We start from the raw sequence: 19875 nt of genomic DNA, 5'->3' as shown, positions 1-19875 counted from the left end.
AGATCACCTCAGTACAACTGCCGATAGGCGGTTTCGAGCATGTTCTCCAGTACCGCCGGATCGACGTCGAGCCCCATCTGCTCGGCGGCCATCTCGCCGGCGGACGGCAACTCGTCCGCGAGTGCCTGGCTCGCGGGATCCCAGAGCCGGGACCGGACCAGCGCGCGGCCGCAGTGGAAGAAGGTCTCCACGACCTCGACGATGATCGCCAGTTCCGCCGGTTTGCCTTCGGTGCGCATCCTGGCGAGGACGTCCGGTTCGTCGGTGGGATAGGCGCGACCGTTGACCCGGAACACCTCCCGCACGCCGGGGACCACGAACATCAACCCGATCCCGTCGTTCTCGGCGAGATTGCGGAACGAGTCGGCGATCTTGTTGCCCGGCCGGTCGGGGATCGCGAGGGTGCGCTCGTCGAGCACCTTGACGAAACCCGGGTAGTCACCTCGCGGTGAGCAGTCGGGCAGGCCCGTCGCGTCGGCCGTCGCCATCGCCACGAATGGGGAATGGGCGATGAACCGACGGCCGTGCCGGTCGACGCGGTCGTGGACCTTGGCCTTGATCATGGCTTCGGGTTCGCCGAGCCGGGCGCGCACCTGCTCGGGCGAAAGCCGGCGCGGACGCGTCTCGTTGACGAGATCACTGCTGGTCATGGCACAATTATGAGCAATTACTCAGCCTGCTCGCTACTCGCTTTCACGCCGCTTCACCGGGAGTGCCATGACGTCGGAGGAACGACGGATCCAGCCACGTAAACGGCCGCGCCAGGTGCGGGCGGAGCTGACCAGGCAGCGCATCCTCACCGCCGCTGCTCACATTTTCGCCGAGTACGGGTACGCCGCGGGGACCACGAACCGGATCGCCGAACGGGCCCGGATCTCGATCGGCTCGCTGTATCAGTACTACCCGAACAAGGACGCGGTCCTTGCCGAGTTGCTGACCCGCCACCTCGACGGCGACCGGGCCACCGAGACGCTCCGCCGGTACAAGCGGTCGCCGGAACCACTCGAGACCATCGTCCGGGAGTTCGTGCGCACGGTGATCGACAACCATCTCGACGATCCGCGGCTGCTGCAGATCATGCTGGAGCAGGCGCCCCGCTCCGGCGAACTGCTGGAACGGGTCACCCGGCTCGAGTGGGAGATGATCGGTGACCTGCGGGAACTCCTCGACGGCCACCCCGAAGTCCGCGTACAGGACAAGGACACGGCGGCCAGGCTCGTGGCGTCCACCGTGGAACTGACCGTGCACCAGCTCATCGCCGCGCCCGGCTCCATCGACGTCACCCGGCTCGAGAACGAGCTCGTCGCGATGATCACCGGCTATCTCCGGGCGTGATTTTCCGGGGTTGACCAGGCGAAGAGCGGGTATCCACCGGTGTGAGCCGAGTAAGGGGCAGTATGCGTGGCCTCGCCGCCGGTTGGAGGCGGAAAGGGGGCAGCCTCGCCCTGATCTGGACGTTGATCACCCTGGGCCTGGTCACGATGCTGTGGGTGTCGGGTTTCCGCGCATGGCCGGTGTACCTGACGGCGGCGCCGGGCGCCGTCGTTTCGGTGCTGCTGTGGATCGGCGTCGTCCGCACCCGCCGCCGCAAGGTCGTCCAGAAGCAGCAGAGCGGTTGAGCTACTTCGTCGCCAGCATGGCCAGCTGGTCGAACTCGCGATCCGGCAGGGTCCTGTTGAGCTCGAGGAGTTTCTCGGCGAGGTGGCCGACCGCGTAGCGCGTTTCCGGCTTGCCTGCCTCGATCGCGCGGCGGATGGCGTCACGACGACGGATCTTGCCGCCGATCGACGAGACGTTGACGATCGTGCCGGACGCGGCAGGGCGAGCGGCCGAAGCCGCCCGCCCGGTCCGGAACGCGGTGGGTCACCCGCGCTTGAATTCCTCCCAGGTCACCTTCTTCACCTTCGGACCGTCGTCCTTGGCGTGGCTCGCCAGACCGTTGAGCCCCTTGAAGTAGTCACCGGCCTGTGCCTGCGCCTGCGGCGACATGTCGGTGTCGCTGATCGCGACACCGTGGATGTGCTCGACCCAGTCGCCCTGGCTGGGAGTGCGGTGCCACGCGGCGAAGCCGACCTCGCGCAGTGCCTTCACCGCGGCGGTCTTGTTCGAGATGTTGTTCACCGAGATGTCGACGGCGCCCCCGCCGTCGTGCGTGCCACCCGAGGCACCGACGCCACCGGCGTTGTACGAGCCCTGGGTGATGGTGAACTTGACCCCGGCCTTCTTCTCCGCGGCCGCGATCATGTCGGCGGTGCGCTTGTTCACCGTCTTGCCGTCGAGGCTGGTCTTCGATCCGACGCTGATCGGCGCGGTCACGGTGTAGCGGCCCTTGCCCAGTTCGGTCAGCGAGCCCTTGCCCGGCAGCCCGCTGGCGGCGAGGCCGCTGTGCCCCAGCGACTTCTGGTACTTCTGGTACGCGGTCACCGTCGACGTGCCGAAGTGACCGTCGACCTGCTTCTTGTCGAGAAGGTTCTTCGCGGCCAGCGCCTGCTCGACCGCCTTGACGCTCTCACCGGAACCCGGCGTGATCGACTGGTCGGCCTTGTACGGATCCCACATGGCCGCCTTGACCACGGCCTCCATGTTCACCGACGGCGCGGCCACCGCGGGCTGTGCCGCCGTCATCCCCAGCGCGGCTCCGGACAGAGCGGCGAACATCGCGGCGGTTGCCACCTTGCGCATGACTGCTCCTTCACTCGTCGTGCTGCTCCCTGTGAGCGGCTTGTGATCGACACTGGCCCGAGAGCGGTGTCAGCCGGAACCGCCTGTACGGAACGTCTGACGTCAAAAAGCGCAGGTTGACAGCGTTTGACAGGGCCGCGGCCAGGCCGATACCGCTGGTCAGCGCGGCGATCCGGACACTCTTCGCGATATAGTCACCTGGCCGCGCAGAGTGACGAAAATCGTTGTCACATCAGACACGATGGCGAGGGGAAGCGTGCCGGAACCGCGAACAGACGAACGGGCACCGGAGCTGGAAGCGTTCATGGCCGAGCTGCGGAAGCTGCGCACGCTGGCCGGGGAGCCGTCGTTCCGGAAGATGGCCGCGAAGTCCGGCGCGGTGTCCCACGCGACCCTGCACCTCACCGTCACCGGCAAACGGCTTCAGCCGTGGGAGACGGTCCGGGAATTCGTCCGCGCCTGCGACGGCGACGAGGATGAGTGGCACGCCAGATGGCAGGGCGTCCAGCTCGTGCTCGCCGCCGACCGTGAACCGGACCCCGCTTCGCGATGGCGGTCCAAACGTGTCCTGGTGCCGCTCGCCCTCGCCCTCGTCCTCGTCGCCGCGATCGCCGCCGTCGTCGTCATCCTGCTGCCCGGCGGGCAGGACGCGGCCGGACCGCCGCATCCCGGCGACTCGAGCAAGTTCATCGCCGACGTCACCATCCCCGACGACACCGTCGTCAAACCGGGCACCCAGTTCGTGAAGGTGTGGGAGCTCCAGAACACCGGCACGGTGGAGTGGCGGAAGCGGTACCTGCGCCGCACCGACCTCCCGGTCGCGCCCGGCACCTGCCGCACCCCGGACCGGATCCCGGTCAACGACACCGCCCCGCAGGGGCGCGTGCAGGTGACGGTCACCGTGAGCACCCCGCCGACCGCCCCCGTCGACTGCAAGATCTTCTGGAAGATGGTCGACGAACAGGACCGGGAACTCTTCCCCGCCAACAAGCCGATCTACTTCTCCGTACTCGTCCGCCCCTGACCCGGGCCCCGCGAGTTCCGCCCCCAATCACGCGAGTTCCGCCCCCAATCACGCGAGTTGCGCCTTCAATCACGCGAAACCCGAGTACGTGAAGGGGGCCTTCATGTACCGGCAGCCCGCCTGACCCGGAACTCACGTGATCAGAGCCGCAACACGCGTGATCAGAGGCGCAACACGCGTGATCAGAGATGCGACACGCGTGATCAGACGGACATCACACGGCGGTACCCGCTCGTAGGCGAGTTCCGCCCCCAATCACGTGAGTTCCGCCTTCAATCACGCGAAACCCGAGTACAGGACCCGGCGAAAACACCTCGATCAGCCGGAAAAGTGCGCTAGCCGCCGGTTTCCCGGCTGCCTACGCTGAATCGGGCGCACGGGAACCACCAACGCCTCGGGAGTCTCCGATGAGAGCAACGAGAATCGTGTTCTGCGCCTTGTTCGCCGTCGGCGCCACCGTCCTTTCTCCGTCGGCATCGTCGGCATCGACCGCATCGACGGCACAGACCGCGTTCACCCTGACCAGTACCGCGTTCGCCGACGGCGGTCTCATGCCCAAGGTCCACGAGTGCACCAGCGGCGGCGGCCAGGATCCGGCCAAGAAGAACGAGTCGCCGCCGTTGGCCTGGCCGGGTGCTCCCGCCGCGGCCAAGAGCTACGCGATCGTCATGCGCGACCTCGACAACGCCAACCTCATCCACTGGGTCATCTACGACATCCCGGTGAGCACGGCCTCGCTCCCCCAGAACGTCCAGCACGTCTACCGCCCACCGGTTCCGGCAGGCTCCAGGCAGGTCTACTACCGCGGGAGCGCGAGCCTCTACGGCTACCAGGGACCGTGTTCGCCCTCCACCGTGAACACCTACGAGTTCGTCGTGCACGCCCTCGATCGGGCTTCGCTCACCGGCCTGAACTCCGGTTCGTCGACGCAGACCGCCGCCAGGACGATCACCGCGGCCTCGATCGGTTCGGCGAGGATCACCGGCGAGTCGTAAGTCCCCTGGTCACCCGTGGCAAAATCGGCCCAATGCGGATCGGGATGCTGGGCCCCTTCGAGGTACGCACGGACGACGGCGGCCTCGCCGACGTACCGGGCGCCCGGCTGCGCGGGTTGCTGATCGCCCTCGCGCTCGAACCGGGGCGGGTGGTTTCGAAAGCGGCGCTCGTCGACTGGATCTGGGGTGAGCAGCCGCCTGCCGACGCGACGAACGCCTTGCAGCGCTTGGTTTCCCGGCTGCGGAAGGTGCTGCCGGAAGGGGTCGTCGACGGCCAGACGGACGGCTATCGGCTGAAGGTGACGCCCGACGACGTCGACGCCGTGCGGTTCGAGCGTCTCGTCGAGAGCGCCCGCGGCGACGAAGAGCCGAAGCGGCTGCGCGAGGCACTCGACCTGTGGCGCGGCGCGGCCATGCAGGACGTCGGCCTGCAGGAAAGCGGTGCTTTCGACGCCGCGGTCACCCGGCTCGAAGGGCTTCGCCTGACGGCGTTGGAGGATCGGTTCGACGCGGAGCTCGACCTCGGCCACGGCGCGAAACTGGTCACCGAGCTGACGGATCTGGTGGCCGCGCATCCGCTGCGTGAGCGGCTCGTCGCCGCGCTCATGCGGGCTCTCGCGGCGACGGGCCGCGACACCGAGGCTTTGCTCGTGTACCAGCGCACCCGGGAAGCCTTGGCCGACGCGCTGGGCGTCGATCCCTCGCCGGAGCTGTCCGCGGTGCATGTCGCACTCCTGCGGGGCGAGCTGGGACGCCGGGAGGAGAACCGCAAGACCAACGTGCGCGCCGAGCTGACCAGTTTCGTCGGCAAGGACACCGATGTCGCCAAGGTCCGCGAACTCGTCGCCGAGCACCGGCTCACCACGCTGATCGGGCCCGGCGGTTCGGGAAAGACCAGGCTGGCCACGGAAACCGCGCGTACCCTGCTCGGCGACCTGCCGGACGGGGCATGGCTGGTGGAACTCGCGGTCATCGACCCGGGTGGGGATATCGCTCAAGCGACGCTCGCCGCGCTAGGCCTGCGCGACGCGCTGCTCGGCGACTCGTCGAGCGCCGAACCCGTCGAACGGATCATCGCCGCGATCCGCGAGCGCGAAGTCCTGCTGATCCTCGACAACTGCGAGCACGTGATCGAGGCGGCGGCGGCCTTCGCCCATCGAGTGCTCGGGGAATGCCGCCGTCTGCGGATACTGGCGACGAGCCGGGAGCCGCTCGGCATCACCGGTGAGACGTTGTGGCATGTCGTGCCGCTGGCCGTACCGGACCGGCACGCCGGCCCCGGCGAGATCGAATCCTCCCCCGCCATCCGGTTGCTGCGGGACAGGGCGAGCGCCGTGCGCAAGGATTTCGTGGCCGACAAAGCCACTTTGGCCACGATGGCGCGGGTTTGCCGGGTGCTGGACGGGATGCCGCTCGCGATCGAGCTGGCCGCGGCCAGGCTGCGCACCATGTCCGTCGACCAGCTCGCGAACCGGCTCGACGACCGGTTCCGCCTGCTGACCGGCGGCAGCCGGACCGCGCTGCCCCGGCACCGGACGTTGCGTGCCATGGTCGACTGGAGCTGGGAGCTGCTGAGCGATGCCGAACGGACCGTCCTGTGCCGGCTTTCGGTGTTCTCGGGCGGGGCGAGCCTGGAGGCGGCCGAACAGGTCTGCGTCAGCGAGGCCGTCGAGCAGTACGAAGTCCTGGAGTTGCTCACCGCACTGACCGAAAAGTCGTTGCTGGTCGCCGCGGGCGACGAAGCGCCGCGCTACCGGATGCTCGGCACGATCAAGGAGTACGCCGCGCAACGGCTCGCCGAGGCAGGCGAAACGATGCTGGCACGCCACGCGCATCTGGCCTGTTTCACCGAGCTCGCCGAGGCCGCCGAGCCGATGCTCCGCCGCGCCGAGCAGTTGGAATGGCTCGCCAAACTCAATGCCGAGCACGACAACATCACGTCCGCGATGCGCGGCGCGCTCACCGCGGGCGAGGCACCGGAGGCGATGCGGCTCGCGGCGGCCTGCGGCTGGTACTGGTGGCTCAGCGGGCACCGCGCGGAAGGCATGGAACTGGTCAGCGCGGCCGTCAGGACGCCCGGCGAGGTGTCCGACGACGTCGCGGCCGTGGTGTACGGGCTCGTCTCGCTGTTCGTGAGTTCCGGTTTCGCCGACGAACACACGGCGGCGAAGTGGATCCACGAGTCGTACCGGCTGGGCATGCGCAGCGAGTCGAGGCATCCGCTGCTCGGACTCGTCGTCCCGCTGGAACGCATGCTCGCGGGAGACGACACGCTGGCCGCGTGGGAACCGGTGCTGGAGGACGAAAACGCGTGGGTCCGCGCGCTGGGCAGGCTGCATCTCGGCAAGATGCGGATCACGCTCGGCCATCCCGGCCGGGAGGCGGACGAATATCTCGAGCAGGCGCTCAGCGAGTTCCGCGCGCTCGGCGAACGGTTCGGGATCTCGTTCGCCCTGACCGAATTGGCGGACCGCATCGCCACTCGCGGCGAGTTCGCCACCGCTTGTGAGTACTACGAACAGGCGGTCACGGTCGTGACCGAGGTCGGTTCGGTCGAGGACCTCATCCGGCTGCGGTCGCGGCAGGCGCAGCTGTACTGGCTCATGGACGACGAGAAGGCATGCGCGGCCGCCGTGGCCGAAGCCCAGCGGTACTCGGAACAGGTCACGTGGCCGGGCGCGCTGGGCATGTTCGCCCTTTCACAGGCGGAGCTCTCCCACTGGCGTGGCGAAACCGAGGAAGCGGCGAAGCAACTCGCCTTCGCGACGACCGTGATGGGCGACGAAGCGGGCCTGGGACACGTTCGCGCCATCAGCCACGACCTTCAGGGCTACTTCGCGGACGATCTCGAGAAATCCCGTGCCCACCGGGAAGCGGCCTGGCAGGCGGCGGCCGAGGTGCGGCACGTGCCCCTGATCGCCCACATGATGGTCGGCGTCGCGGATCTGGCCCTGCGCCAGGACGATCCCGAACAGGCCGCGCGGTTGCTCGGAGCGGCCGACGAACTGCGCGGGATGCCGGATCGGTCCCGTCCGGACGTGACCCGGCTCGAGCGGACAGTGCTGCGCCGCCTCGGCGAAGCGAACTTCGCGGAGGCGGCGCAGGAGGGCACCAAGGCGGACTGGAAGCAACTGGTCGAGGTCACGCTCGCTTCTTGAACGTCGAGGACGCCCACAGGTATCCGGCGAGCGCGATCGCGGCGCACCAGCCGAGAGCGAGATACACGTCGCCCGCGGCCGGTGCCCCGTCGAGAAGGCCGCGCAGGGTTTCGATGATCGGCGTGAACGGCTGGTACTCCGCGAACTCCCGGAGTCCGGGGCCCATCTTCTCGGCGGGAACGATCGCGCTGCTGAAGAACGGCAGCATGACCAGCGGCACCGAGGCCATCCCCGCGGTCTCCGGGGATTTCGCCGCCAGGCCCAGCGCGACGGTGAGCCAGGCCGCCGCGAAACCGAGCAGCACGACGATTCCGACCACGCCCAGCCAGTCGAGGAACCCCGCCGCCGGCGAGAAGCCCAGCAGGAAGGCCACGCCGGTGAGCGCCGCGATGGCGATCAGGTTGGTCAGCACGCTGGCGATGACATGTCCGTTCAGCACGGCGCCCCGGGACACGTCCATGACCTTGAACCGGTTGATGATGCCCTTGGTCATGTCGGAGTTCACCGCCGTCGCGGTCGCGCCGAGCCCGTAGCAAACGGCCAGCAGCATCAGTCCCGGTGTGGCGTAGTCGATGTAGTCGACGCCGACGCTGAACGCGTCACCGAACACGTACACGAACATCAGCATCATCACGACCGGCATCAGGATCGCGTTGAACACCGAGGTCGGATTCCGGACGAGGTGCTTGAAGTTACGGCGCAACATCACCGTCGAGGGGGATTTCACTGCACTGCCTCCGTGTTGTGGCCCGTCAGGGCGAGGAAAACGTCATCGAGATCAGGGGTGTGGACGGAGAACTCTTCGGCGCCGACCGCGTACTCGTCGAGCCGGTCCAGCAGCGAGCGCAGCGATTTCGTCCCGCCGTCACTGGGGACCCGCAGCGCGAGCGTCTCGTCGTCCCGGGTGGCCCCGGGGAAGATCCGCGCCGCCGCGTCGAGTTCGGCGACGGTGGTGAACCGGAGCCGGACGTGCGTGCCGGGCATCTGCCGCTTGAGTTCGTCGGGCGTGCCGTCGGCGACCAGGCGGCCCTGGTCGAGGACCGCGATCCGGTCGGCGAGCTGATCGGCTTCCTCGAGGTACTGGGTGGTGAGGAAGACGGTCACGCCGCCGGCGACCAGCTCGCGGATGATCGACCACATCGTGCGACGGCTGCGCGGGTCCAGTCCCGTGGTGGGCTCGTCGAGGAAGATGATCCGCGGATCGCCGACGAGCGTCATCGCCAGATCCAGTTTCCGGCGCATGCCGCCGGAGTAGGTCGACGCCGGTTTCCGCGCCGATTCCACCAGGTCGAAGCGTTCCAGCAGGTCGGTGACGACCCGCTTGCCCGCGGTGCCCCTGCTCAGGTCCACCATCAGCTGGAGGTTCTCCTGGCCCGTCAGCAGTTCGTCCACCGCAGCGAACTGGCCGGTGACCCCGATCGCCGCGCGCACCGCCTTGGCTTCGGTGACGATGTCGTGGCCGTCGACCTTCGCCGTCCCGCCGTCGGCCTTCATCAAGGTGGTCAGCAGGTTCACCGTCGTCGTCTTCCCCGCCCCGTTCGGCCCGAGCAGGGAGAAAATGGTGCCGGCGGGGACTTCGAGGTCCATACCTTCGAGTACGACCTTGTCGCCGAAGGTCTTCCGCAGTCCGGAGACCGCGATCGCTGTGTCGTTCATGGTCACCACTTTGGGCGGCCGCGCTGACACGCCCCCGCCACGCCGCTGACACGGGTGGTGTCAGCGCCGTGTCAGCCCGATGTCAGGCCGCGCGGTGAGAGTGGTCGTCACAACCACCACGAAAGGCGAAGCGATGACTCAGACGGTTCCCATCCCGCAGGGCCTCCCGATGGACCGCGACGCGGGCCCCTTCGACCCGCCCAGCGAGATCACCCGGCTGCGCGAGGCCCGCCCGGTGAGTCCCATGGTCTTCCCCGACGGCCACGAGGGCTGGCTTGTCACCGGCTACGACGAGGCCCGGCAGCTGATGGCCGACACCCGGTTCAGCTCGCGCCAGGACATCGGCATCCTCCACGCGCCGTACGAGACCCCGGGGATGCCCACTCCGACCGAACCCTCCCCGCCGATGCCGGGCATGTTCATCGCCATGGACCCGCCGGACCACGGCCGGCTGCGCAAGCGGCTCACCGGCGCTTTCACCGTCAAACGGATGAAGCAGCTCGAAGACCACATCGTCGAGATCACCGAACGGCAACTGGACGCGATGGCCGCGCTGGTCCCGCCGGTCGACCTGGTCAAGGAGTTCGCGCTGCCGGTGCCGTCACTGGTGATCTGCGAACTGCTCGGCGTCCCGTACGAGGACCGGGAGAACTTCCAGGACAACTCCGCCCAGCTCATGGTCAGGGACCAGACGCTGGAGGAGAAGATGGCCGCGTTCATCGGGATGAACACGTTCCTCACCGAACTCGTCACCCGCAAACGCGAAGCGCCCGGCGACGACATCCTGTCCGATCTCGGCCGCCACGAAGACCTCACCATCGAGGAGCTGGCGGGAGCCGCTTTCCTGCTGCTGCTCGCTGGCCACGAGACCACCGCGAACATGCTGTCGCTGGGTACTTTCGCGCTGCTGGAGCACCCCGACCAGCTGGCCGAACTTCGTGCCGACGCGGAGCTGCTGCCCAGCGCGGTCGAGGAGCTGCTTCGCTACCTGTCCGTCGCTGACATCTTCTTCCGCTACGCCACTGAAGACCTGGAGCTCGGCGGCGAAACGATCCGCGCGGGATCGACCGTCATCATCTCGCTGCTGGCCGCCAACCGTGATCCGCGGCGGTTCGAGAACCCCGACTCCTTGGACGTGCACCGCAACGCCCGCGGTCTGTTGTCCTTCGGGCACGGCATCCACCAGTGTCTCGGCCAGCAGCTGGCGCGGGTCGAGATGCGCGCGGGTTTCGAAGGCTTGCTGCGCCGCTTCCCGACCCTCGCGCTCGCCGTCCCCGCCGACGAGATCAAGCTCAAGACCGATATGAACATCTACGGTGTCCACGAACTGCCGGTCATCTGGGAGTCTTGAGGGTCTGGCTGAGCGTCAAAGCGGTGAGGGCGACGGCGAATCCGGTGAGCTGCCAGCCGGTGAGGGTCTGGCCGAGCACCAGGAAGCCGGCGGCCGTGGCGACGAGAGGGTTGGTCAGCGTCAACAGGGAGACCGAGGTCGGGGCGAGGCGGTCGATGCCGCGGAACCACAGCGGATAGGCCACCGCGGTGGTGACGATGCCGATGTAGCCGTAGCCGAGCAGGTTCGCGGCCGTCAGCGAATCCGGGAGGCCTTCGAACAGGAGCGTCGCCGGGGCGAGGACGACGCCGCCCAAGGTCAGCTGCCAGCCCGTCATCGCCAGCGGATGTCCGGGTCGGCCCCATTTCTTGGTCAGGAGCAAGGAAACGGCCATGAGCGCGACGGCGGCGAGCATGGCGGCCAGGCCGAGCGGGTCGAGGCGGGCTTCCGCCGAAAGGGTCAGCAGGGCGACACCACCGGCGCCGACGATCGCGGCGAGCACGATCGGCGCCGGTGTCCGGACCCGGAGCATCGGCAGCGCGAGCAACGCCACCAGCAGTGGTTGCAGGGCGCCGAGGGTCGCGGCGACGCCGCCGGGAAGGCGGTACGCGGCGAGGAAGATCAACGGCAGGAAGGCGCCGAAGTTGAGCATCCCGAGCACCGTCGTCTTCCACCACCACGGCCCGTGCGGGAGCCGCCGGGTCAGGGCAAGGAGGAGCAGCCCGGCCGGGAGCGCCCGCAGCGCGGCGGCCAGCAGTGGCCGGTCCGGTGGCAGCAGGGTCGCGGTGACGACGTAGACGGTGCCCCAGCTCGCCGGTGCCAACGCGGCCAGTCCGACGTCCGTGAGCGTCGGTTTCGTGGGTGCCGTCCTGGGCCGCTCGACGGTGATCGCCATGATGTCTCCTCACTGATAATCTCAACATTGAGATAACAACAGCGACTTCTGTCAATGTCAAGTCTCTTAATGTTGAGATGATTGGAGGCGCATCGTGGCCGACGCGGTGGACGCGGTGATCGGGCTTTGGCGACACGAGCGGCCGGACCTCGAAGACAAGCTCTGGCCCGCCGAGGTGATCGGGCGTGTCCAACGGCTTTCCCGGATCCTCGACCGGAAGCTCAAGGAGTTCAACGCCGAGCATGACCTGGAATCGTGGGAGTTCGACGTGCTCACCACGCTCCGCCGCTCCGGGGACACCGACGGCCTGACGCCGGGCGCGCTGCTCAAAGCCGCGATGGTCACCTCGGGGGCGATCACGAACCGCATCGACCGCATGGAGACCAAGGGCCTGGTCGAGCGGGTGCGCGACAGCGAAGACCGCCGTTCGGTCAAGATCCGGCTGACCGGCAAGGGACGTCAGGTCGTGGACGAGGTTTTCGAGCTCCATCTGGAGAACGAAGCCCGCCTTCTCCCCGAACTGAAACCGGCGCAGTGGGCCGAACTGATCGGCGGCCTACGGCTGCTGCTCGAGCACTTCGGCGACACGTCACTCGAGTGATTCGAGCGCGGCGGCAACGGCGTCCAGCGCGTCGCCAGGATCGACGCCGAGCTCCCTCGCGACGCGGGCGTATTCGTCCGCCGCCGCCTTGAGGAGCTCCGCTTTACCCGGCCGGTCGGCGCTTTCGGCGACGATCGTGCCCTTGGCGCGCGCGGTGTACACCCAGCCGTTCTCTTCCAGCTCCCGGTAGGCCCGCGCCACCGTGCCCGAGGCCAGCGCCAGATCCCTGGCGAGTTGCCGGATGGGCGGCAACCGGGTACCCGGGGCCAGCGCGCCGGTGGTGATCAAATGGACGAGCTGATCCCGGACCTGCCGCCACGGCGCGATGCCGAGGTCCGTGTCGACGACGACCTTCAGCGGCACCGGACGGCTTCCGCGCGTGAGCGGTGGGCGAGGTGGTACCAGCCGGCGAGCCCGGCTACCACCAGGATCCACGAAACCAGGTTCGTCACCTCCGGGATCGCCAGCGTCACCGTGGCGGCGAGCCCGAGCCCCGCGGCCACCCGCGCACTACGGACGCGCAGCGCACCGTCCGCCGCACTGTCCCCTGTGGACGGTCGGCGCACGGCGAGCAGGATGATCAGCCACGTCACCGCGGAAACGGCCGCGGCCACCCCGAGCAACGTCCACCACTGATGGACCACGAGCCAGACCACGGCGGCCACGACGATCACCGCATAGAGTGCCAGCCCCCAGTCAGGAACGAGCCCGCGTACGGCACGCCGCTCCAACCCTGCTTCACGGCGCGCCCGCTTTTGCGGTCGCTGCGCCAGAACCTCGGCGATCAACGCGCCGATGAGCAGCGTGGCCAGGAAGAGAGACGTGCTGTCGCCCCGGATCCCGGCGAGATCGGCCAGCACCGGCAACCCGAGGAACAGCCACGGATACCAGAACCGGCGTCGGCGCAGGTAGCGCACGGCTTCGGCGACGTCGGACGGCGAAGGATCGTCGACACCCCACCGCCGCAGCACCTTCGCACCCTGCTTTTCACCCGGCCACAGCAAAACCAGGATCACCAGCCCGAACAGGCCCATGATCAGGGCCACGGCCAGCACGTTGTCGAACGGCACGGTCGACCTCCTCGTTCTTGTATCAAGCACACGATACAAGAACGCGAGACCTCACGCCGGATCGGCGTACCTGGCGGCCGTCCGACATCTTTCCTTCCGGGTCACGCCCAGCCGAGCGGGGTGACTTCCGCCGCCGACGTCCACGGCCCGCGACCGCCTGCTTCGGTGAGGGCACGGAACCGCACATAACGGGCCCGGGCAGGCCAGAACCGAAGAGACTTCCGGGCCGCGTCGTCGGGGAAAGTGCCGGTGGCGACAGGACTTCCCCACGCCGAACCGTCCGTGCTCAGGTAGACCTCGTAGCCGCCGACACGGCCGTGGTCCGAACCGTCCTGGCGCGGCAAGTACGCCAGGCCCGTGACGGTACGGGTGGCGCCCAGATCAAGGTGCAGTTCGTGCGGCAGCGGGTCTTCCCCGCCGGACCATTTGGTGTGCCAATGGGTGGCGGGATCACCGTCGACGGCGTTCGTGGCGGCACCGGACTCGCCAACGGTCTCCTGGCTGTCGGCCGAGCGGACGGTGACGGCGAGCGGCCCCGAGCCCATGACCGGGTCGCTGATGGTTTCGGCGCCGGTCTCGACATGGCCCGCGAAACGGCGAAGGAAGCCATCCGGCCCCTGAACGGTCAGGTCGTACCAACCACTCATGCCGCCTTCGGTGCTGAACCAATCCTCGACCGTCGCGCCGGAAGCGACCGAGTACGTCCACGGCCCGCCGCCCCGGTTGCCGGTGCGCACCGTGAGCTCGCACCCGGCGCCCGCGTTCGTCATCTTCAGGTACACGACGCCGGAACCCTGTCGCAGCACGACTTCCGGATTCGGTTTCCCGCCGGTGGTCGCGGTGATCCGGTTGCCCGCGAACCGCCGCACGAAACCGTTGGGGCCGTGCGCGGTGAGGTCGTACGCGCCGTCCGGGGAACCCACCTGCCAATAGTCCGAGAGCGTCGCGTTCGCGCCGACGGTGTAGCGCCACGGCCCGTCGGTCCGGTGCGCGTTGGCGTACACGTAGAAATGCGCACCCGCCGCTCCGGTGTTGGCGAAGTCGATCCAGAACCGTTCGGCCGTCACTCGCCCCGAAGCCGTGAGCTGGTAGGGCAACGGCCTCGCCGGGCGGACGCCGGTCTCCGACACGGGGAGTTTCTGCACGGAAGGCGGTTGCGGCTGGGTGTTCCACGGCCCGCTCGTCGGCACCGGTCTGGTCAGCGCCGGATAGGTCGCGCTCGGCGCCGTGGTGTCCAGCGCCGACGTCAGATCGCCACAGACGGTGCGCCGCCACGGCGAGATGTTCGGTTCGGCGACGCCACACCACCGTTCCAGGAACCGCAGCACCGAGGTGTGGTCGAAGACCTCAGAACACACCTTCCCGCCGCGGCTCCACGGCGAGATGACGAACATCGGCACCCGCACGCCCAGCCCGATCGGCTCACCGGAGACGAATTCGTCGGTCGTGGCGACGGAACTCTTGCCCTCCGCGTCGGAGGCGGGCGGCGCGGGCGGCGGCATGTGATCGAAGAAGCCGCCGTCTTCGTCGTAGGTCAGCAGGAACAGCGTCTTGTTCCACACTTCGGGTTTGGAGGCGATGGTGTCGAGGATCGACTTGACCAGATCGGCCCCGGTGTTCGGCCCCCACGCGGGATGTTCGGTCTGCGATTCCGGCGCGACGATCCACGACACCGACGGCAGCCTGCCCGCGTCGACATCGGCTTTGAAAGCACTGGGCAACTGCTTCGGCGCGACCCGGGCCAGCCCGCGGTCGTACAGGGCCCGCTCGGCCGCGGTCAGGGTCGCCACGCCGGCGGCCAGCCCGTCGAGCAGCCGGGTCCGTTCGGCGGCCGAAGCCGAATCCAGTGCGTAGTAGAAGTACTCCAGCTTCGGGAAGGCTTTACCGGCGGAATCCTTCACCTTCGACAGCGCCTTGGTACCGACGGCCAGGAAGCTGCTGAAATAGTCGAGCGAATTGTCGCCGTAGTTGTCCCATTCCTGATACACCCGCCAGCTGCGGCCCGCGGCCTGGAGACGCTCGGCATAGGTCTTCCAGGTGTAGCCGGTGTGCCCAGGGTTCTGCCAGGCGTCGTTGCCGATGGCGCGGGTGGTGCCGTCCGGCTCGTAACCGAGTTTGCCGGTGAACAGGTACATCCGGTTCGGGTTGGTGGGCCCCATTTCCGAGCAGTGGTAGGCGTCGCAGACGGTGAAGGCGTCGGCCAGCTCGTGATAGAACCGCAGTGCCGAACGCGTGTGATAGGTCAACGAGCGAACGCCCTTGGCCGCGCGCCACGCGTCGTGCCTGCCTTTGTTCCACGCCCGATGCCCGCCGGACCAGCTGTGGTCGACGTCGGCCATGAACTGGTCGTCGATCGCGTACGGGAGCAGGCTCCCCGCGCCGTCGGGCTGCTGGAACACCGAAGCACCCGAAGGCAGCTTGATCGCGGCCGGATCATTGAAGCCCCGCACCCCGCGCAGCGTCCCCAGATAGTGGTCGAACGACCGATTCTCCTGCATGAACACCACGACGTGCTCGATGACGTCGAGTCCGCCCGTCGGCGCTTCGGCGGCGAGCGCCTCCCGAACACTCGCCGGGAGCAACGTGAAGGCGGATGCCGCACCAGCGGCCTTCAGCAGGGTACGACGGCGCACGGAGCCCTCCAGGAATTGCGTTGAACCCGTTCGAAGGTGCTCGAAACTGCACCTTTGTTGCGACTATCGAGCAGATAGAAGCATAGGTGCCGGACGGGTTCAAGGGTTCCGCCCCGGGGCTGCATGATCGGAGCAACAGGACGCGACTTTCGGATGGTGCTTCAATCCGTGAAGGCCCCCTCCCTACCCTCACGGTAGGCAAGGAGGCCTTCACGGACCCACCACCCGACTCGGCGCCTTTGCCCTATCCCTCAATAGAGCGACCGCCGGCTGACCAAACCTGGCGCGTCGCCTCGCAAGGCGCCCGCATCGGGCAGGATCGGAAACCTCCCATTCGCGAATGACCCGTGGTGGGGGCCGCCCCCCTCGAGCGGCCCCCACCCTGTTCACCCGGCCGGAACCGGCCGGACGTCATTTCTTGTCGTCGCCTGACCGCCGGGACAAGGTCACCAGCGAAAGCACCATGACGACCGGCCAGATCACGGCCACCAACGGGGCGCCCCCGAAAGTGATCGCCGTGACCGAAACCGCCGTCGCGATGAGCCCGCCGACGGGCGACACGTAACAAAACCCCAACGGCCCCAGGAAGAGAGCCCACAACAACGCCGCCTTCACCGACTTGGCCGTCGGACGGGGAACCGGATACCGACCCGGCCCGAGAACCTCGTGATCGGCGCCCTGATACCAGCCGCCGGACATCAGCGGCGGGTGCGGCGCGAAGAACGCCGGTCTTCGGCCGAACGCCTTGGGCGTCCGCGGATTCTCCTCGGCCGGCAGGTGACGGTGATCCTTCGGCCGTCCCATGACACTTTCGGCACTGCGCATGATGCCCTCCCCCGTCGCCGGCCCGAGGCCTGGTGAAGTCACCTCTTGCCTGGCACAATTACCGGTTGCGGTTCGAAACTTCCGGGTCTTTCTGCCCACTGACCATGCTGGCGAATCGGGGGAGCGGCTGATGCGTCAAATGGAACACAGCGCGAAAGAAAACGGCGCGAGTCCGACTTCCGGGGAACCGGAGGGCCAGGATGACCGGTTCCGCCGCGGATGAGCACGGGGGGCTCGGAACCTGGCGACGGCTGACCCCGGCGGAGCAGTCCGCACTCCGGCGCGCGGGCCACCTGAAAGTGTGGCGGCCTGGCCAGATCCTCGCCCTCCAGGGCAGCCCGCCCACCAGTATGTTCGTCGTCCTGCGCGGCTGGGTGAAGATCAGCGCCACCAACTATCGCGGCGAGGACGCCCCGCTCGCCGCCCGCGGACCCGCGGAAATCGTGGGCGAACTGGCCCCGATCAGCGGACTCCCCCGGTCCGCCACGATGTCGGCGATAGACGAGGTGCACACGCTCGTCGTGCCGAGGGAGAAATTCCTCGGCGTGCTGCGCGCGCGGCCGCGCATCGCGGAGGAAATGTTCCGTAACGCGGCGGTCAGGCTGCAGCAGTCCGACAGGCTGCGTCTCGAGTCCGGCGGTCCGGACTTCCCGCAACGCCTCGCCGCGGTCCTCCTGGAACTGGCGCTGCAGCACTCGGTCGACTGGACGGACGGGAAGCAGGTCGATCTTCGCTTCAACCAAGGGGAATTGGCTGGCTTCGCGCGAGTCTCGCGCAGCACCCTGATCCGGGGGCTCGAAGAACTCCGGCGGCTGGGGGTGGTGCACACCGCGCGCCAGCGCGTCACCATCACCCGTCCTCGCGCACTACGGGAATTGGCCGCCGGACGGCCGCCACCTGCGGATGGGGCCTGAGCGAACCCGAAATCTCGGCTATCCTTGTCGAGGTTCAACTCTCGCAACCGTTTCACGGGGTGGAGGGAATCGGCACGATGAGTTCTTTCTCGGCAAGCACCGAACCGGACATCGAATCGGCGTTGATCGATCTCGACGCGGTCTCGTTCACCGCGTTACGAGAGCTGGACGGTGAAGCCTTCCGGCGATCAGCGCGCCATGTCGTCGAACGCACCACTCTCGTCCGCGCACGCTATAGAAGCACCACCGCCGGGAATGGTGAACGGATCGACTGATGCCGCCATCAGCCGGGTCTAGCCCTACGTTCCACCGGTTGTCATGGCGAGACTTCGACGCGCTCGCACGTCTCGACGGTGACGAGGACATGGCTCGCCGTCTGCGACGAGCCGAGCGGAGCCGGCGCAAACTGTTGATCCACTCGTTGCTGACCGAAGCCACGAAGATACCGGGTCATTCGGGGCCGTTGCCGCCGCTGGATTCCGCATGGGAACTCCTCGCACGTGCCGAAGCACGAGCACCCCGCTCCGTGAACAGGATGCTCACCAATCCGTACACCGGCAGCTGGGCAGGCTATACGACCCGGCTTCTGCGCAACGGAATCGACGGCGTCGGTCCTTTGTGGATGCACCTGGGGCACGCACACGCGATCGCCGCGGCCGCGGCGATCCGGGCGGAACTCGACTTCGAAACCGTCGTTCCCGCCTGGCACGGCGACGCCATGCTCCCTTCACTCGGTATGGCCAGGTTTCCCGGCGAGGGGACGTTCACTTCGGCCGTCGTGCGCGGTGTGAGCGGCCGGTTCTCCGTGTCGAGCGCCGACGCGACGGTGCATTTGCCGGACATGCCCGAGGCGGATGCGGCCGGTTGGTGGGGAATCCGGCGGGTACGGAGCCAGGTCGGCGCACACCGGTTCTCGTTGTGGCTGGACGACCTCGATCCCTATCGCGGGCTCTACGAACCGATCCCGCCGGAACGGCTGCCAGGCAAGGACTTGGCCGATTGGCAACGGCTGATCGATGAAGCCTGCCGTCTGGTCGCCACCCATCTGCCCGGTTTGGCCCGCGTCATGCCGGTGGGATTGGCGTCCTTGGTACCGAAGCCGCAGGTGCTCTTCAGGAATCCGAGCGCGTCGACCGGGGAAGCGTTCGGCAGTGCGGTCCTCGGACTGCCTGCCGACGGTGCGTCACTCGCCGAAACGCTGATCCACGAATTCCAGCACATCGTGCTCGGCGGCCTGCTGCACCTCGTCGAGTTGTACGAGCCGGACCCACGGGAGCGGATCTACGTGGCCTGGCGGGATGATCCGCGCCCCTTGAGCGGTGCCCTGCAAGGGGTCTACGCCTTCTTCGGCGTCACGGCCTTTTGGCGCGCGCTGGCCCACGCCGGGCAGAGCCCGCGGCGCTCCGGATTCGAATTCGCGTACTGGCGTGCGCAGACGTGGCTCACCCTGCAGGCGTTGCACGCGGACTCGTCCCTGACCGCCGCCGGGCGCCGATTCCTCGACAACATCGCCGAACGCCTCGGGCCCTGGCAGGACGAGCCCGTATCGACGGAGGCGAGTGAGCTCGCGACCGCCGTCCGCCGCGATCACCTCGCGGGCTGGCGCGCCCGCCACCTCCGTCCGGCCCCCTCCGTGGTCGCCGAACTGGCGGCCGGGTGGCTCAGCGGAAGACCCAGGCCGCCCGCCACCTTCGATGCGACCGACCTTCCCCCGACGCCGGTGCCGGACGGAGGCTGGTCACACGCCAGAACGGACCTGATCCGGCTCGCCGTCGGCGGCACGGCGCTGCCGCCGGACGGACGAGTACCGACGGTGCCCGGCGCCACCGCCGCAGACTACTTGTACACCGCAGGCGATTTCCTGTCAGCCGTCCAGGGCTATCGACGGGAACTCGCCGCGGACCCGGACCGGCCGAACTCGTTGGCCGGGCTGGGCCTCGCACTGTCCGCACGCGGCCCGCATCCCGCCGCCCGCGCCTTGCTGCACTGTCCTGAACTCGTCCGCGCGGTCCATCGACGCCTGCGATCCGGCCCCCGGCCACCGACCGTGGAGCAGCTCGCCTCCTGGATCGGGCAACTCGTGCCCGACTGA

At 68.2% G+C, this 19875-nt stretch carries 19 protein-coding genes; 10 read left to right on the top strand and 9 right to left on the bottom strand.

Annotated features, from left to right (window positions below):
- Positions 1-8 precede the first annotated feature (8 nt).
- Entirely contained in the window at positions 9-650 is a 642-nt protein-coding gene (locus DL991_RS41445) for an MSMEG_1061 family FMN-dependent PPOX-type flavoprotein (RefSeq protein ID WP_125789819.1), read from the bottom strand.
- 67 nt (positions 651-717) lie between these two features.
- Between DL991_RS41445 and DL991_RS41440 the strand changes: the two genes are divergently transcribed.
- Positions 718-1335 carry a TetR/AcrR family transcriptional regulator gene (locus tag DL991_RS41440; RefSeq protein ID WP_125789818.1) on the top strand — a complete coding sequence of 206 codons (618 nt, stop codon included), beginning with the start codon at positions 718-720 and terminating at the stop codon, positions 1333-1335.
- 62 nt (positions 1336-1397) lie between these two features.
- Complete coding sequence (locus DL991_RS41435) at positions 1398-1619, top strand: hypothetical protein (protein ID WP_125789817.1); 222 nt, start codon at positions 1398-1400, stop codon at positions 1617-1619.
- Between the two features lie 244 nt (positions 1620-1863).
- Here DL991_RS41435 and DL991_RS41425 read toward each other — a convergent pair whose 3' ends face one another.
- Complete coding sequence (locus DL991_RS41425) at positions 1864-2682, bottom strand: peptidoglycan-binding protein (RefSeq protein WP_125789816.1); 819 nt, start codon at positions 2680-2682, stop codon at positions 1864-1866.
- Between the two features lie 256 nt (positions 2683-2938).
- Between DL991_RS41425 and DL991_RS41420 the strand changes: the two genes are divergently transcribed.
- The 3 genes from DL991_RS41420 (at position 2939) to DL991_RS41410 (ending at position 7859) form a co-directional block, all read left to right on the top strand.
- Positions 2939-3706 (top strand): NBR1-Ig-like domain-containing protein, encoded by a 768-nt coding sequence (locus DL991_RS41420; protein WP_233599314.1) that lies wholly within the window; start codon positions 2939-2941, stop codon positions 3704-3706.
- A 407-nt stretch (positions 3707-4113) separates the two neighbouring features.
- A complete protein-coding gene (locus DL991_RS41415; protein WP_233599312.1) occupies positions 4114-4701 on the top strand; it encodes a YbhB/YbcL family Raf kinase inhibitor-like protein in 588 nt (195 codons plus the stop codon).
- Positions 4702-4733: 32 nt separating this feature from the next.
- Complete coding sequence (locus DL991_RS41410) at positions 4734-7859, top strand: BTAD domain-containing putative transcriptional regulator (RefSeq protein ID WP_125789814.1); 3126 nt, start codon at positions 4734-4736, stop codon at positions 7857-7859.
- Here DL991_RS41410 and DL991_RS41405 read toward each other — a convergent pair.
- Positions 7843-8565: an ABC transporter permease gene (locus DL991_RS41405; RefSeq protein WP_370309522.1), complete on the bottom strand. Its 723-nt coding sequence runs from the start codon at positions 8563-8565 to the stop codon at positions 7843-7845. The genes DL991_RS41410 and DL991_RS41405 overlap by 17 nt on opposite strands.
- 17 nt (positions 8566-8582) lie before the next feature.
- A complete protein-coding gene (locus DL991_RS41400; RefSeq protein ID WP_125789812.1) occupies positions 8583-9515 on the bottom strand; it encodes an ATP-binding cassette domain-containing protein in 933 nt (310 codons plus the stop codon).
- A gap of 133 nt (positions 9516-9648) precedes the next feature.
- Here DL991_RS41400 and DL991_RS41395 point away from each other — a divergent pair, with 133 nt between their 5' ends.
- Positions 9649-10866: a cytochrome P450 gene (locus DL991_RS41395; RefSeq protein ID WP_125789811.1), complete on the top strand. Its 1218-nt coding sequence runs from the start codon at positions 9649-9651 to the stop codon at positions 10864-10866.
- On the opposite strand, the gene DL991_RS41390 is transcribed toward DL991_RS41395, so the two are convergent.
- Complete coding sequence (locus tag DL991_RS41390) at positions 10850-11740, bottom strand: EamA family transporter (RefSeq protein WP_125789810.1); 891 nt, start codon at positions 11738-11740, stop codon at positions 10850-10852. The two genes, DL991_RS41395 and DL991_RS41390, sit on opposite strands and share 17 nt — an antisense overlap.
- 94 nt (positions 11741-11834) lie before the next feature.
- Between DL991_RS41390 and DL991_RS41385 the strand changes: the two genes are divergently transcribed.
- On the top strand, positions 11835-12341 hold the full coding sequence (locus tag DL991_RS41385) for a MarR family winged helix-turn-helix transcriptional regulator (RefSeq protein ID WP_125789809.1): 507 nt from the start codon (positions 11835-11837) through the stop codon (positions 12339-12341).
- Here DL991_RS41385 and DL991_RS41380 read toward each other — a convergent pair.
- The 4 genes from DL991_RS41380 to DL991_RS41365 all read right to left on the bottom strand — a co-directional run bounded on the left by DL991_RS41380 (position 12330) and on the right by DL991_RS41365 (position 16869).
- Entirely contained in the window at positions 12330-12704 is a 375-nt protein-coding gene (locus DL991_RS41380) for a GntR family transcriptional regulator (RefSeq protein WP_125789808.1), read from the bottom strand. The genes DL991_RS41385 and DL991_RS41380 overlap by 12 nt on opposite strands.
- Positions 12695-13411 (bottom strand): hypothetical protein, encoded by a 717-nt coding sequence (locus DL991_RS41375; protein WP_125789807.1) that lies wholly within the window; start codon positions 13409-13411, stop codon positions 12695-12697. The genes DL991_RS41380 and DL991_RS41375 overlap by 10 nt, the downstream gene beginning before the upstream one ends.
- Before the next feature lie 101 nt (positions 13412-13512).
- Positions 13513-16044: a phosphocholine-specific phospholipase C gene (locus DL991_RS41370; protein WP_125789806.1), complete on the bottom strand. Its 2532-nt coding sequence runs from the start codon at positions 16042-16044 to the stop codon at positions 13513-13515.
- A 411-nt stretch (positions 16045-16455) separates the two neighbouring features.
- On the bottom strand, positions 16456-16869 hold the full coding sequence (locus DL991_RS41365; RefSeq protein WP_125789805.1) for a hypothetical protein: 414 nt from the start codon (positions 16867-16869) through the stop codon (positions 16456-16458).
- Between the two features lie 200 nt (positions 16870-17069).
- On the opposite strand from DL991_RS41365, the gene DL991_RS41360 reads away from it, so the two are divergent.
- The 3 genes from DL991_RS41360 (at position 17070) to DL991_RS41350 (ending at position 19875) form a co-directional block, all read left to right on the top strand.
- Entirely contained in the window at positions 17070-17783 is a 714-nt protein-coding gene (locus DL991_RS41360) for a Crp/Fnr family transcriptional regulator (protein ID WP_125789804.1), read from the top strand.
- Positions 17784-17860: 77 nt separating this feature from the next.
- Complete coding sequence (locus tag DL991_RS41355; protein WP_199754309.1) at positions 17861-18058, top strand: hypothetical protein; 198 nt, start codon at positions 17861-17863, stop codon at positions 18056-18058.
- A 38-nt stretch (positions 18059-18096) separates the two neighbouring features.
- On the top strand, positions 18097-19875 hold the full coding sequence (locus tag DL991_RS41350; protein WP_233599310.1) for an HEXXH motif domain-containing protein: 1779 nt from the start codon (positions 18097-18099) through the stop codon (positions 19873-19875).

The sequence above is a fragment of the Amycolatopsis sp. WAC 01375 genome (assembly GCF_003947325.1).
GTDB lineage: Bacteria > Actinomycetota > Actinomycetes > Mycobacteriales > Pseudonocardiaceae > Amycolatopsis.
This window is presented reverse-complemented; position numbering and strand designations above follow the sequence as displayed.